11 protein-coding genes are annotated in these 14,936 nt (G+C 47.4%); 5 read left to right on the top strand and 6 right to left on the bottom strand.

Features of this window, described 5'->3' with window-relative positions; genetic code table 11:
• Positions 1-3,708 (top strand): hydantoinase B/oxoprolinase family protein (locus WBA23_RS20015; RefSeq protein ID WP_424584054.1); only part of this gene is annotated, 3,708 nt, incomplete at its 5' end.
• Positions 3,709-3,761: 53 nt separating this feature from the next.
• Here the strand turns inward: WBA23_RS20015 and WBA23_RS20010 are convergent.
• Together WBA23_RS20010 and WBA23_RS20005 are read right to left on the bottom strand one after the other, a co-directional pair.
• Positions 3,762-4,205: a hypothetical protein gene (locus WBA23_RS20010; RefSeq protein WP_424584053.1), complete on the bottom strand. Its 444-nt coding sequence runs from the start codon at positions 4,203-4,205 to the stop codon at positions 3,762-3,764.
• Between the two features lie 236 nt (positions 4,206-4,441).
• On the bottom strand, positions 4,442-5,782 hold the full coding sequence (locus WBA23_RS20005; protein WP_424584052.1) for an MFS transporter: 1,341 nt from the start codon (positions 5,780-5,782) through the stop codon (positions 4,442-4,444).
• 415 nt (positions 5,783-6,197) lie between these two features.
• Here WBA23_RS20005 and WBA23_RS20000 point away from each other — a divergent pair, with 415 nt between their 5' ends.
• Together WBA23_RS20000 and WBA23_RS19995 are read left to right on the top strand one after the other, a co-directional pair.
• Positions 6,198-6,581 (top strand): hypothetical protein, encoded by a 384-nt coding sequence (locus tag WBA23_RS20000; RefSeq protein ID WP_424584051.1) that lies wholly within the window; start codon positions 6,198-6,200, stop codon positions 6,579-6,581.
• A 151-nt stretch (positions 6,582-6,732) separates the two neighbouring features.
• Entirely contained in the window at positions 6,733-8,337 is a 1,605-nt protein-coding gene (locus WBA23_RS19995; RefSeq protein ID WP_424584050.1) for an amidohydrolase family protein, read from the top strand.
• Positions 8,338-8,405: 68 nt separating this feature from the next.
• On the opposite strand, the gene WBA23_RS19990 is transcribed toward WBA23_RS19995, so the two are convergent.
• The gene (locus tag WBA23_RS19990; protein ID WP_424584049.1) at positions 8,406-8,864 is read right to left on the bottom strand and encodes a hypothetical protein; all 459 of its coding nucleotides are present in this window, start codon (positions 8,862-8,864) and stop codon (positions 8,406-8,408) included.
• A 92-nt stretch (positions 8,865-8,956) separates the two neighbouring features.
• The gene (locus tag WBA23_RS19985) at positions 8,957-9,877 is read right to left on the bottom strand and encodes a helix-turn-helix domain-containing protein (RefSeq protein WP_424584048.1); all 921 of its coding nucleotides are present in this window, start codon (positions 9,875-9,877) and stop codon (positions 8,957-8,959) included.
• A 281-nt stretch (positions 9,878-10,158) separates the two neighbouring features.
• On the opposite strand from WBA23_RS19985, the gene WBA23_RS19980 reads away from it, so the two are divergent.
• Together WBA23_RS19980 and WBA23_RS19975 are read left to right on the top strand one after the other, a co-directional pair.
• Entirely contained in the window at positions 10,159-12,474 is a 2,316-nt protein-coding gene (locus WBA23_RS19980) for a TonB-dependent receptor (protein ID WP_424584047.1), read from the top strand.
• 5 nt (positions 12,475-12,479) lie between these two features.
• Positions 12,480-13,292: a DUF4249 domain-containing protein gene (locus WBA23_RS19975; RefSeq protein ID WP_424584046.1), complete on the top strand. Its 813-nt coding sequence runs from the start codon at positions 12,480-12,482 to the stop codon at positions 13,290-13,292.
• A gap of 163 nt (positions 13,293-13,455) precedes the next feature.
• Here WBA23_RS19975 and WBA23_RS19970 read toward each other — a convergent pair whose 3' ends face one another.
• The gene (locus WBA23_RS19970; protein WP_424584045.1) at positions 13,456-14,616 is read right to left on the bottom strand and encodes a zinc-dependent alcohol dehydrogenase; all 1,161 of its coding nucleotides are present in this window, start codon (positions 14,614-14,616) and stop codon (positions 13,456-13,458) included.
• A 110-nt stretch (positions 14,617-14,726) separates the two neighbouring features.
• Positions 14,727-14,936, bottom strand: a 210-nt coding sequence (locus WBA23_RS19965) for a DUF2179 domain-containing protein (RefSeq protein WP_424584044.1), incomplete at its 5' end; no start/stop codon positions are given.

Raw genomic sequence — 14,936 nt, 5'->3', positions numbered from 1 at the left:
GTATTACACCGAGTTAAAGTGCTGAGTGATAGTACTCTACGTGGAAAACTACTAGAAGCTATCAGTCCTACCCAGTGGAAAATCCAACAAAAATGGCACATTAACAACGCTGATTTACTTAATGGTTATACTTTTCAACTCCCAGACTCACCAAACCTTCTGGTGAAAAAATTCGACCCAGCCAATAGTTCTATAACGTTAGAAGAACCCTTACCGGAAAAAGAAGCTGGAAGAGATTTTGCGCTAACCGCTTTTGAAGAAGCGCCGGTGCTGGCAGCTCGTTTAGCCACGACTACCCCACTCCATCAATCGCTCCCTCCGATGGAGATGCGATTAGGCACCACCCGAGGCACTAACGCATTGCTAGAGCGAAAAGGGGCTAAAACAACACTGCTCGTTACCCGAGGCTTCAAGGATTTACTCGCCATCGGCACCCAGCAACGTCCACATATTTTCTCATTAAACATTCAAAAACCAGCACCTTACTACACCCACGTTATTGAAGTAGATGAGCGATTGGATGCTCAAGGCAATACCGTAATTTCCCTAAATAATGATGAGGTAGATAACGTACTTCAGCAACTTATTTCAACCCAACCCGAGTCAGTAGCCATTGCGCTGCTGCACAGTTATCGCAATTCGGTACATGAGCAGCAGATAGCTAAGTCACTAGCTAATCAGAATTTTTCCCACGTTTCAATTTCTTCTGAGCTTTCTTCATCTCAGAAAATATTACCCCGCGCAGCTACTGCCGTTGTCAACGCGTACCTTGCTCCTATTATTCACCAATATTTGACTCGCATTCGAGCGCATATTCCTGACGGAAGCTTGAAAGTGATGAGTAGTGCCGGAGGATTGGCCGATGCTAATCTTTATCAACCTAAAGATAGCCTGCTTAGTGGTCCCGCTGGCGGCGTGGTAGGATCGGCAGCGGTGCTCAAGCAGGTTCAGTCTCAGCATCCCAAGTTTCGGCGGTTACTTTCGCTAGATATGGGTGGTACCAGTACCGACGTATCCCGATACGATAGGGAGTACGACTATCAGTATTTAACTAAAGTAGGCGAGGCTGAAATCACCTCTCCGGCTTTAGCCATTGAAACCGTGGCAGCCGGAGGTGGCTCTATCTGTCAATACAAAAGTGATGCGCTCGCTGTAGGTCCCGAGAGTGCTGGGGCTCACCCGGGCCCAGCCTGCTACGGACAAGGTGGCCCGCTTACTATTACCGATGTAAACCTACTGCTGGGAAGGTTGCGAGCGGATAAATTTGGAATTCCTATTAATCGGAATGCTGCTCAGCAGGTGCTAGCTAAGGTAAAGGAAGTTCTATCCCAATCACCCAAAGTTTCCGATGAAGAACTGCTGCTAGGTTTTCTACGGATCGCTAATGAAAAGATGACAGAGGCGGTCCGTAGTATTTCAGTTAAGAAAGGATTTGATCCTACCGAATATTCCCTACTGGGATTTGGCGGAGCGGGCGGACAACACGCTTGCGAAATTGCTTCATTGCTAAATATTAGAACTATTATTATTCCGCAGGATGCCGGATTACTCAGTGCCTACGGCATGGGGCAAGCCGTACTGGAGCGGTTTGCTACTCGCCAAGTGCTCCAACCTTTCGTTGAAGTTCAGGATGATTTGGAAAACTGGATTGAACAACTTCGCCAGGAAGCCACTGAACTTTGCCAGCAGGAAGGTTACACCAGTGAAAATCTACAAACGCGCTTGGTTAAGCTATTCTTGCGATTTGAGGGACAAGAAAGCACGCTAGACATAGACTTCACACGCTCCGACGAAGTAATTGATAGTTATCGCCAACGCTACGAAGCTCTATTCGGTCACTGGCTCGCCAATCGTACCGTAGAGTTAGAATCTATCAAAGTAGTAGTTTCTACCGCTCCGCCTACTATTCCTTTGCCCACGGCAGAAGAAAGGTATACTCCCGCTGCCACCGCAACTCAATCAGCCTACACTCTAGATGGTTGGATTTCTGCACCGGTCTACGATTGGGATCAGCTTCAAGCAGGAGCCTCTATCTTCGGCCCGGCTTTGGTTCTTAGTAATACCACCACACTATGGGTAGAACCCAATTGGCAGTTTCAGCTCGATGGGTTCGGCAATGCTCTGCTTTTCTCAGAGGAAAAAACTGACCCGCTTCACACGGAAGCCCCCGAAGCAGTGCAACTAGCGTTATTTACCAACCGCTTCACCAGTATTGCTTCGGGCATGGGAGCCTTGCTAGAGCGAACTTCTTTTTCAGTAAACGTAAAAGAACGCTTAGATTTTTCCTGCGCTTTACTGAGTGCTAATGCGCGATTGATTGTTAACGCCCCCCATATCCCAGTTCACTTGGGTAGTTTGGGAATATGTGTGCGATCTGTTCGGGAGAGTATTTCAATGGAGGAAGGGGATGTTATCATCACTAATCATCCTGGTTACGGTGGTTCGCATTTGCCCGATGTTACCCTCATCAGTCCGGTTTTTTTTGAGAAGCAACTCATTGGTTACCTAGCGAATCGGGCGCATCACGCTGAAATTGGTGGTTCCCGTCCTGGTTCTATGCCTACGCAGGCCACTACTTTGGCGGAAGAAGGAGTGGTCATTTCGCCTACTTATCTGGTACGCCAAGGTGAGCCTCAGTGGGAAACAATTCGCCAATTATTTACTACTGGTAAGTTCCCAACCCGCAACGTTGAAGAAAATTTAGCCGACCTCAACGGTGGTTTAGCCAGCGTCCGCTGGGGAATGGAAGCCTTACAACAACTAGCCCAGCAGCACGGCGCGGATGCAGTTTCGCACTACATGCAAAAGATTGAGTCTCGTACCGCTCATCGTATGGCGAGTTGCCTGAAAGAATTGAAACAGACTTCATATTCTGCCACTGAATTTCTAGATGATGGTAGCCAATTGAAGGTGCGAGTTACGGCTGAGCAGGGAAACTATCTAACGGTTGACTTTACCGGAAGTGCTCCTACTCATCCCAATAATTTTAACGCTACGCCTGCCATTGTTTACAGTACCGTGATGTATGTGCTTCGCTTACTTTTGGATGAAGACTTACCGTTAAACGAGGGACTACTTGAATCTATCAAAATCGTACTGCCGGAAGATTCTATTTTAAACCCAACTTTCGCAGATAGTCCGCTACAGTGCCCAGCGGTAGTGGGCGGTAACACCGAAACCAGCCAGCGATTGGTAGACACACTACTAAAAGCGTTTGGCATGGCAGCTTGTAGTCAAGGAACGATGAACAACGTTTTGTTTGGTAACGAGCAGTTTGGTTACTACGAAACCATTGGTGGCGGAAGCGGAGCCGGTTCAGGATTCAAAGGAACGGATGCAGTACATCAGCACATGACAAACACGCGTATCACTGATCCCGAAGTGCTGGAATTCCGCTATCCGATACGCCTGGATGAATTTTCTATTCGTCCGCAGTCGGGGGGAGCTGGAAAATGGTCGGGGGGAAATGGTATTATTCGTAAGTTCACCTTTTTAGCTCCGATATCGCTCACGGTACTTACTCAACATCGTAACGTTGCTCCCTACGGTATGGCCGGTGGTCAGCCCGGTAAAGCTGGGCGGCAATGGATTATTCGGAAAGACGGTACAGAAAAAATACTGATGAATGTAGGAGAAGCCGAGATGCAAGCGGGCGATCAGTTTGTTATCCAAACACCCGGAGGGGGAGGCTATGGTACGGATAATTAACTTTTCAATTATCCACCTTCCGGCAAAGGCAGGTTATCCATTTTCAACTAGTGCTAAATATGCGAGATCTCGGTGAGTTGTTGCGTATAAAGCTGAAGTGCTTGTTTTGTATCTATTTGCCGCAACTCGAGCATAGTTTCAAGCCCTTCCAGCTTAGCATCGCATAGCTGAGTTTTGGAAATCTTAGCGGCCAAGCCATTTGACTTTAGCATACCGTTAGCAATCACCGCTGTTACTGACAGAGCAGATGCTGCCAAACAAAGAGCCTGCCAGATCGGTACTCCGAATGATACCATACTTTTGGCTGAACTAATGAAGCCTTCACCACCAACCCCCGGCCCCGCTGTTATTGCAGCGGCCAGTGCTCCGGCAATAATAGAAGAGTTTATCAGCCTAGTATTTTGTGGTTTGGTTTTACGAAGATAATTGGAAAGCTCCTGGCGTTTACTCTTAATTTTAGTTAAGAGTACGTTTTCGTCGGTAGTATTCTTTGGCATAGGGCAGGTTTTTAGCGAGGCGTAAAGAAAACTTATTCTAATAAAGGATATTCTGATTTTTTACAGATCTGATAGTCAACTGTTTACCATTGAAAAAAATCAGAATAATGTTTAATATAGTAGGAAGCGGAAGTCGGAAGTGTAAGGCTTAATATTTATTGACTCCAAAACGATATTTGGATTTCCAGCTTCCAACTCGTTAAGATCAAAATAATACTTGGTGACGATTAGAGTAATCAAGCCTCTACCACTTCATCATCAACGTCATCCACCAAAGTTACTAACAAGCCAGCTATGATCATCGCAACTCCCCCCAGCATCAGCACGTAGATTGCCTGGTTATCGAAGAAGGTTCGGGAAATGTAGCCTAGTGTACCGGAGGCGATAATCTGAGGAATGACAATAAAAAAATTGAAGATCCCCATGTAGATGCCCATTTTAGAAGGAGGCAGTGACCCGGCCAAAATGGCGTAGGGCATGGTCAGAATACTTGCCCAGGCAAACCCCACTCCTAGCATAGACACTAATAATAAGTTCGGGTCTTGAATGAAGTAGATAGAAATAAAGCTCAGCCCCCCAATACAAAGCCCAATTAAGTGAACTCTCTTCCGCCCCAGACTTTTGGCCATTCGGGGGAGCAGGAAAGCTAATACTGCCGAAAAGCCATTGTAGACAGCAAAGCAAATCCCTACCCAGTTCGCACCTTCGTTGTAAAGTTCGGACGTAGCATCAGTGGTGCCGTATACGTGGCTGGTCACCGCCGAAGTAGTGTAAAGCCACAAACAAAACAGGGCAAACCAGGTGAAGAACTGCACGACGGCCAACTGCTTCATCGTCTTAGGCATCTTCACAAAATCAGTGAAGATTTGCCCGATTCCTTCATCCACTAGTTCAGTACCTTCCTCCCCATTGTAGCGACGAAATTCTTCCGGCGGGTATTCCCTCGTTCGTAGTACCGACCAGAGCACTGCGGTGAAAAACGCAAACCCACCTAAGTAGAACGACCACTTCACCGAGTTAGGAATCTGCCCTTCGGGAGCCGTATTGGCTACGTCAAACCAGTTAGTTAATATATAGGGCAAGGCGGAAGCAATCACTGCTCCCACACCAATAAAGAACGTCTGTACCGCAAAGCCCATCGTGCGCTGAGAAGAGGGTAACATATCAGCTACCAACGCCCGGAAGGGCTCCATCGAGATATTAATGGACGCATCCATAATCCACAGAGTTCCCGCGGCAATCCATAGCAATGGGGAGTTAGGCATGATGATCAGTGCAATGCTAGCGAGTATGGCTCCTACCAAAAAAAATGGGCGACGGCGACCTAGTTTTGGGTGCCAAGTTTTATCGCTAAAATAACCTACAATAGGCTGTACCAGTAGGCCAGTTGTAGGAGCAGCAATCCACAGAATTGGGATATCGTCAACGCTGGCTCCAAGCGTTTCAAAAATACGGCTGGTATTGGCATTTTGTAACGCAAAGCCAAACTGTATACCCAAAAAGCCAAAGTTCATGTTCCAGATCTGCCAAAAGCTTAATTGGGGTTTTTCTAAGGTAGTAGTTGTAGTAGGAGTCATGCTACGCAATAATTAAAAAGCAATACTATTCTAAAGCGCAATGAAGCAATTTTGATAATAACAGCCTAATTTTTTTAGTATCAATAGCATATTTACAATATTACTACGAAAATGCCTGTTTCATCTATTTGTAATCAAATTAATAAATACAAGCCGTAATATAGCTTATGGTTAGAGTTTTAAGAAAAACGACTACGATAAATAAAAAAAGTGTATAAATTGCTCTGCGCAGTTGCACATACCAAAATTCCTACGTTACCTTTGTGAAATAATTTCATCTCTATTGCCCTTCCAAACAATTCGCCTGAATTTCAATTAGATATATTAAACCATCGTGCTAACCCCACGTACTATCTTTTCTTATAAATTTATACACTAATTTTTCCTTTTATTCTGTAACTAAAACTATTGAGTTATGGCCAAGACTACAAAGACTACAGCAGCTAAAACCACGAAGGCAGCTGCTGCCAAAACCACAAAAGCAGCTCCTAAGAAGGCAGCTTCCAAAGCAAAATCTAACGGCAAAGCTACTTCCCCTGAGGTGGCTGCTGAGAAACTTGCTAAAAGCTGCCAAGAAGCAGCCGCTAAGTTCGAGAAAATGGACGATAGCAAGTACACCGAGATTAAAGAAAAACTGGACTGGTGCGTAGGTAGCTACAACTACGACAAAAAAGCGGATGGACTAAAGGAATTTGGTACCAAGGCGGTTGACCTGCTTAAAGAAGCTAAGAAGGATAAGCCTCGCCAAGTATCGCAAAAGCTTATTGATGATCTTGAAAAATCATTAGCTAGCCTTTAGTCTAGTAATCTCTTCTTTTAGATTTTAAGAAGCTACTTCTGTTAAGGGGGTAGCTTTTTGTATTGACCTCTTTTCCGTAAAATACTTGAGTGTTCAGATGTTATAATGTTCCGGTATTCATTAATTTTGAGTACTTGACCACATATCTTTTATGAATTACTACCTCACCTTCGTTGTTTTCTTTTGCACTTCTCTATCTACCTTAGCCCAAACCGATGATGCTATTCCCCGCGCACCCGAGCGGAACGAAGGCGAAGGTCCATTTCCTCAATTAATTATTCGCGGGGCTACTTTAATCAATGGTGCCGGATCGCCCCCCATTGGTCCAGTGGATGTAGTGGTAGAAAACAATCGTATTTCGGCTATTAAAACGGTTGGCTACCCCGGGGTTCCTATTAAAACCGAAGGACGCCCAACTTTAAAAGAAGGGGGAAAAGAAATTGATGCTACGGGTATGTACCTGCTCCCGGGTTTGGTAGATATGCACGGACATATTGGTGGAAAAGGCCAAGGCACTCCCGCTGAATATGTATTTAAACTCTGGATGGCCCATGGCATCACCACGGTGCGCGACCCAGGTAGTGGTAACGGGTTGGAGTGGACACTGGACCAGCGGGAGAAAAGTGCCAGTAACACTATTACGGCTCCACGCATTCAAGCGTACACGTTCTTTGGACAAGGACTAGAGAACGGAGTGAATAGCCCAGTAGAAGCTCGCACCTGGGTACAAAGTATTGCCGAGCAAGGAGCGGATGGTATAAAGTTTTTCGGTGCCCGACCCGATATTATGGAAGCCGCCCTGGATGAAGCGAAGAAGTTCAACCTACGCTCGGCCTGCCACCACGCTCAACTGAACGTGGCTTGGCTCAATGTGCTGAATACTGCCCGAATGGGCCTAACCAGTATGGAGCACTGGTACGGCTTACCCGAAGCGCTGTTTACCGAACGCACCATTCAGGATTATCCACTGGATTACAACTATCAGAACGAGCAGCACCGCTTCGGTGAGGCGGGGCGACTGTGGCTACAGGCAGCGGAACCCGGCTCTGACCGCTGGAACGAAGTGATGGATGAGCTAATTCAACTGGATTTTACCCTAGACCCTACCTTTAATATTTACGAAGCCAACCGCGACCTGATGCGGGCCCGCACTGCCGAGTGGCACACCGATTACACCCTGCCCTCTTTGTGGAAATTCTATGAGCCTAGTCGGGTCTCGCATGGTTCCCACTGGCACGACTGGGGTACTGAGGAGGAAGTGAACTGGAAGCAGAACTACCTCCGCTGGATGCAGTTTGTCAATGAATACAAAAACAAGGGCGGTCGGGTAACGGCGGGTTCTGATTCGGGCTTTATTTATCAGCTCTACGGCTTTGCCTACATCCGCGAACTGGAACTGCTGCGCGAAGCCGGCTTCCATCCGCTCGAGGTCATCCGGGCCGCTACCCTGAAGGGAGCCGAAGCGCTGGGCATGGAACAGGAGATTGGTTCTATTGAGGTAGGCAAGCTAGCCGATATGATTTTGGTAGAAGAAAACCCGTTGGCTAACCTGAAGGTACTGTACGGTACCGGAGCGATTAAGCTCACCGAAGATAACGAAGTTACTCGGGCAGGAGGAATAAAGTATACGATTAAGGATGGTATCATCTACGATGCCAAAGCCCTGCTATCCGATGTAAAAGACATTGTTGATCAAGCGAAGAAAGAAGCCGGTATTGAGGAGCTACCGCAACCGGGGGTAGTTGCGGGAGAGTAGTTAATACTCTTTGATCGCTTTAGAGTTAGGGTAACTTCATTATAGTGCCAGGCAAAGGTATCCGTTTCCTATAGTTGATTTAGCTTTGGCGGCGCGTTTGCTGATAACTGGTATAATCCGTAGGCGAATCCAGCAACAATAATCACATCAGCCAAGGCGAATAGTACGAAAAGTCGCATCAGATCGAAAGAAAATACGTAGTAAAGTACCACGACGATAAATAGAGATCGGAAGATAGCATTAAGTACTATGATACCTTTCCTTGCAAGAGGTTGACGAGCGGCATACAGCACAACCAACCCTACCAAAACCAAATCAGCCCCTGCCGTATTAATTAGGAGTGCGTGCACCGGAAGGTTCGGCACCTCATAAATAGCCCCTCCCCAGCCTAAGGCAGTGTTTAGCCGACTGAGTTGTGTCAAATATAGGTCAGCCAATCCTGGCATCATCAGCGGGAAAGCGGCTAAAATATTGAACCAGCCACTGAAGGTCAGCCACTGCTGTAACGTACGTTCGTTGGATAACATAATATGGTATTGTTTGTATTGCTTACAAAGCTAGGGAAACAAACAGTGGAGAAGACTGGCCAAAAGGAACAATAGTATGGACAAAGGTACACCTACTGTGATTGCTGACGATATTGGACCGGAGTGTATCCGGTATGCTTGCGAAAAACCCGATAGAAGTGACCAGGTTCGGAGAACCCTAACTGATAAGCAATCTCTTTCACAGTGAGTGTTGTTCGGACCAGTAGCGATTGAGCTTGGTGGATCTGCTTTTGACGAATCAACGCACGAGGAGTGTCTCCTGTTTGGGCGCGTATCAGGCGACTGAAATACTTAGGATGCAGGTGCAGCCATTCGGCATAATCTCGGGTGCGGGGCATTTGTTCCCTCTTTCCTTCGGTTAGCTCTATCCAATGCTGTTCCATCATTTGTCTAAATGTATCTACCGTGCTCTTTGGCAACGGGGGGCTATCCTGATATTCATGTAGCCCACTTCTTTTGGCTTTGTACAGAAATGCAATCAGCAGACCACTAATAACTTCCTCATGAAAAAGCCCTCTAAGGTTCTCCAGTAGCATCTGCTGACTTATTGCTGCAAACTCAGCAAACAAAAGGGCCGATAGATGAATTACCGGAACTGCTTCCGTAATTAAATAAGAAAGATCAGGGTAGGCCGACAGATACTTCTTAAAGAACAGTTCACTAATCGTGATCATATATCCGCGGCAAGGGTAGGCAACTTCGCAGGACTTTAGACGCCCGGGTGAAGTGATACAAAGCGAGTAGTTTTGCACTGAGTATGTCAAGTGATCAATTGAATAATTACCTTCCACCTGCTCGAATAAAAAAATAGTGAAGTAACTAGTCCGATAGAGGGGCAATCGGATAGAAGTGTCCGGTAAGCAGTGCTCTATCCGTTGTACAGTGAACTCGACGGCTGATGGCTGCAAACTGAAGCCGTAAAAGGCAGCAAAGTTAGTCGGATGGTGAAAAGTAGGAATGGTAGATGTCATTGTATACACTATACGTTCCATTCTAATCGGAGGTTAAATAACCAAAGTGGCCGAAAGCTATTAGCTATTCAGCGATCTACGTAGATAGTAGTCACTTGGGGCCCGGCGACTGCGTACGACATCGCGCTTCCATACTATTGCTACCTTAGTGTTGGTCTGTACTAACACAACCGATAGCCCTTTCACCAGTTCATTTCTACTCTTTACCCCATTTTTCTGTCCGTTCACTGGATTATACAAGTGTGCCCTGTAAGAAATGATGACTTTTGCTTCCGATGAAGTTAAACCTATACCATCCAACGATGAAGCAAATTTGTCTCGTTATCTTTTTACTGATTATCCCTTTACTCCTGTGCACGCAGGTCGCATCAGCGCAGGCCCCCGGTCAATCTATCGCTGGCTACGTGTTGGACTCCGCCACCCGGCAGCCGTTGGAAGGAGCTACGGTACTCTATCACACGCAAGGGACCAGTACCGATGCAAATGGCCGATTTACAATCACTCCGAAGGCGAACAGCAACACACTACAGATTAGCTTTCAAGGGTACCGTACCCGAACAATCGCGGTGAATAGTGCTACCGAAGAACTGGTAGTGAGATTGGCCCCTCATACTCAAGTACTAAACGAAGTGGTGATATCCGAAGTGAGCAGTCGGCAGCAGGTAGCTGCCGTACAGATGGGCGTGGAAAGAATCAGTCAACAGACAGCTAAGTTGCTTCCCGCCCTCTTCGGAGAGGTAGATGTGATAAAAGTATTTCAACTAAAACCGGGAATCAAGACCGCGGGGGAAGGTACCAGTGGTATCAGCGTTCGGGGCGGCGGCACCGACCAGAACCTTTTTTTGCTCGATGGTGCTCCGGTGTATAACCCTAGCCACTTATTCGGTTTTTTTAGCACATTCAATATTGATGCGGTCAAGGGCGCTACCCTGTACAAAGCGGGTTTTCCGGCGGAATACAGCGGACGTTTATCTTCGGTCATTGACGTAAGCACCCTGCCCGCCACTGACACTGCGTTTCAAGCTGGCGGAGGAATCGGGTTGCTCGCTTCTCGCGTAAATGTATCCGGGCCTATTGTGAAGAACAAGCTATCGTACCGGGTTGCTGCCCGACGCACGTACGCTGATGTGTTCACTAACTTGATTAACAACGCTAATGAGGGCGATACAAGCCAGAACCCAATACCATCGTACTACTTCTACGACCTGAATGGTCGCGTAGACTACCTCATTTCGGACCGAACCGATCTATCGGCCTCAGTGTACGCTGGCCGCGATCGCTTTCAAATTGACCCGGGTGCTTTCAAAACTGACTTCTCCTGGGGCAACACCGCAGCCAGCCTGCGACTAAACCACCGCTTTTCTGATCGCCTTACAACCAAGTTTAACCTGATTTTAGCTGATTATAATTACGCGATTAACTCAACCTTTGACCGTTTCGCTTTCAATATTCAGTCGGGAATTCGGGACTACGGAATACAAAATCAGTATCAGTTCGCTTTTTCCCGCCACACCTTAAAAGTAGGCTGGGACGTTATGCAGAGCCGGTTCAACATCTCCCGCTTTAGTATAGCCAGTAGCCAGGCCGACGAAGGCCTAGATAGAGGCGAAGACCTAACCGCGTACGAGGGCGGAGCGTATATTGACGACGAGTTTGACTTTGGTCTGCTAAAAGTGAACGCTGGACTTCGGCTGAGTGGCTTTGCCAGTGATCAGGCTCGCTACGTAGGCCTCGAGCCCCGACTGAGCACTCGCTTTTTGGCAACCGAAAATCTGTCATTCAAAGCTAACTACAGCCGGATGAACCAGTATCGGCACTTGGTAGTAAGCTCGGGGGCTTCTCTACCTACCGATATCTGGTACCCCTCCACCGAGATCATTAAGCCCGAATATTCCGATCAGATTAGTGCTGGGATCAGTTGGAAGCTGGGCAACCAATTTATGTTTACTAATGAACTGTACTACAAGTGGCTAAATAGGGTGGTGGATTATAAGCCAGGGGCTCAGTTGTTTGTCAATGCCAACCTAGAGGATGAGTTCGTTTTTGGTGAGGGACAGGCCTACGGCAACGAATTTTACTTGGAAAAAACCAGCGGTCGGTTACGGGGCTGGATCGGGTATACCTGGTCTTACACCTGGCGGCAGTTTGATGAGATTAACAATGGGCAGCGATTCTATCCACGCTACGACCGGCGGCACGATATATCGGTGGTAACCTCCTACGATATTAATAAGCGCGTTCAGTTGGCCCTCACTTGGGTGTATAATACTGGTAACGCGGTGTCGGTACCCGGTGGGCGTTTCGCTCAGACGGGTATTCCCGGGGCTACTGATGCCGACGAGCGTCCCTTTATTGTGGTATCTGACTATCCGGCCCGTAACAATTACCGGATGCCGGCTTACCATCGGCTTGACCTTTCGCTGGTCTATAAACTGCGCCCACGACGCGGAGAGGCGGACATCACGTTTGGAATATACAATGCGTATAACCGTCTTAACCCGTACCTACTTAGCTTCCAGACGCAGCGCAACGCCGAGAATGTACCTACCGGATTTACGGCGGAGTCTACCACCCTGTTTCCCATTTTGCCCTCTATCACGTACAACTTTAGATTTTAATCCGTATGAAAAATATACTATTGACAATTCTTAGCGTGATTCTTCTAGCTGCCTGCACCCAAGAAGCTGATGTTGTTCTGCCCGCTTACGAAAGTCAACTGGTAGTGGAATGTTACCTAGAAGCTGGAAGTCCTCCTCGGCTTATTTTGTCAGAAAGCACTTCGTTCTTTGATGCATCAACCGCTTTTTCTTTAGTATCGGATGCAACCGTACTTCTCTCCTACTCCGGAAAAACCGACACGCTGGTTAATGGCATTTTCTCAGACCCAAATACGGGTCAAGTGTACAACTACGGCAGTACCCGACCGTTGCCCGATCAACCGCAGGGCGACTTCACGCTGGTGGCCACCGATTCAAAGGGCCGGAAAATTGAGGCTACTACCCAGTTTATGCCGGTGGTACCTATTGCCAGCTTGGAACCTACCTTCAACGAAGAAAATGAGGCCTTTTGCCTGACGACCTTTGCCGACCATCCGGCCCAGACTAATTACTATTTGTTGGTATTGAACGAAGGGCAAGCCTACGCGCCCAGCGTATTGTCAACTACCTTAGACGATAACTTTGCCAATGAAAATAACAACATTGTATTCGGATCGGGATACGATTTTGTAGAAGGTGATACCATTGTTGGCACCGTATATCATCTTGAGCCAATGCACTACCGGTTCTTATCCTCGGCTAGCAGTGCCGAAGCAGCTAACTTTAACCCCTTTGCGGTCTCAGGAGAGATTACGACCAACGTACGGGGCGGATTGGGTATCGTGGCCGCCTTATCTTACGACCGCCAAACAGTCATTGTTCCCACCCCACCCCGGTAGTTACGACTGTTTTCTAATCAGCTATTGGTAACAATGATGGGAGAAAGCCCCATTGTAATCGACTTTGATACAAAGCTAATGAGTGCTCAGCAGTCAAAATAGGTAATAAAAAAAGCACACCAAGAAAACTCCTGGTGTGCCGTAACTATTAGTGAAAAACCTTTTACGGTTGTAGTACCACCTTTAAGCAATCATCTTTCTTCTCATTGAAGATTTTGTAGCCATGTTCGGCTTCCGAGAGAGGTAGCCGATGGGTGATAATATCATCTAGGACAACATCTCCGTTTTTGACGTGTTCCAGCAGTTGGTCAATGTAGCGTTGAACTGGGGCTTGTCCGGCCTTTAGCGTAATGGCTTTGTCGAAGATTTTTCCGAAGGGAAACTGGTTGTAGTTGGAAGCGTATACTCCCACTACGGTGACCGTACCACCCCGGCGCACCGTATTGAAGGCGTTCTCCAGCACTTCGGCGGTACCGGCTTGCCCCCCCAGCGTACCTAACGCTTTATCTAAGATGTCTCGATCAGCTTCCATGCCTACTGCGTCTACGCAGACATCGGCCCCGCGGCCTTCGGTCATACTACGGACCACTTCGGCTACGTCTTGTTCGGCAGCATTGATGGTTTCTACATTCGCTGCTCGCCGGGCTTTCTCCAGGCGGTAGGGTTGAATATCTACTCCAATAACGCGCTCGGCTCCCTTCAGCCACGCCGATTTTTGCGCCATAATTCCTACCGGGCCACAGCCGAAGACTACCACCGTTTCGCCCCCTTGCAGATTGGCCCAGTCGATACTGGAATAGCCGGTCGGGAAAATATCAGTTAAGAATAGTACTTGGTCGTCGGTAAGCGAGTCGGGTACTTTGCGGGGGCCAAAGTCGGCGTAGGGCACCCGTACGTACTCGGCCTGACCGCCGTCGTAGCCACCGTACAAACTGGTGTATCCGAATAATCCGCCTCCTTTGCCCTTGGTGATATCGCCTTCGGGTCCGTAAAACTCCGGGTTAGAGTTTTCACATTGGGTATGCAGGTGCTGCTGTTGGCAGAAGTAGCACTGTCCGCAGCTAATCGGAAAAGGAACCACTACCCGGTCGCCTCGTTTAATATTGCTTACGTCGGTGCCGGTTTCTTCCACTACTCCCATAAACTCGTGGCCAATCACAAATTTTTGTTTATCGGGAATAAGTCCGTTGTAAATGTGTAAGTCTGAGCCGCAGATAGCCGTAGCCGTAACCCGGATAATCGCATCGCGAGAATCTTGAATAATCGGATCGGGAATTGTATCAACACTTACGTGCTTAGGTTTGTGATATACTAATGCTTTCATAAAAAATAATCGGTTAATGGTTGAAAAAGTAACTATTCAACTACAGACTTACTGTTCTGTTAGATCAACCAATCAAATTTGAATTGCATTACAATGGCTTGCTAGGTAAACTACTCTAACTTCTTCTTGATTACTCCGCCCTTGGTATCGTTCACGTTGTATTCTACCATGAATGCTTGCGGATCGATACTTTCTACTAGCGTATGGATACGACGTAAGTCTAGACGAGTGACGATGGTATGGATGATATCAATCTCAGCCGAGAGGTGGGGCATTTTCTTGTAGCCGCGCTTCCCCTGATAAATGGTGAGGCCATAGCC

Origin of the sequence: Tunicatimonas sp. (genome assembly GCF_049647865.1) — a bacterium.
Lineage (GTDB): Bacteria > Bacteroidota > Bacteroidia > Cytophagales > Cyclobacteriaceae > Tunicatimonas.
This window is presented reverse-complemented; position numbering and strand designations above follow the sequence as displayed.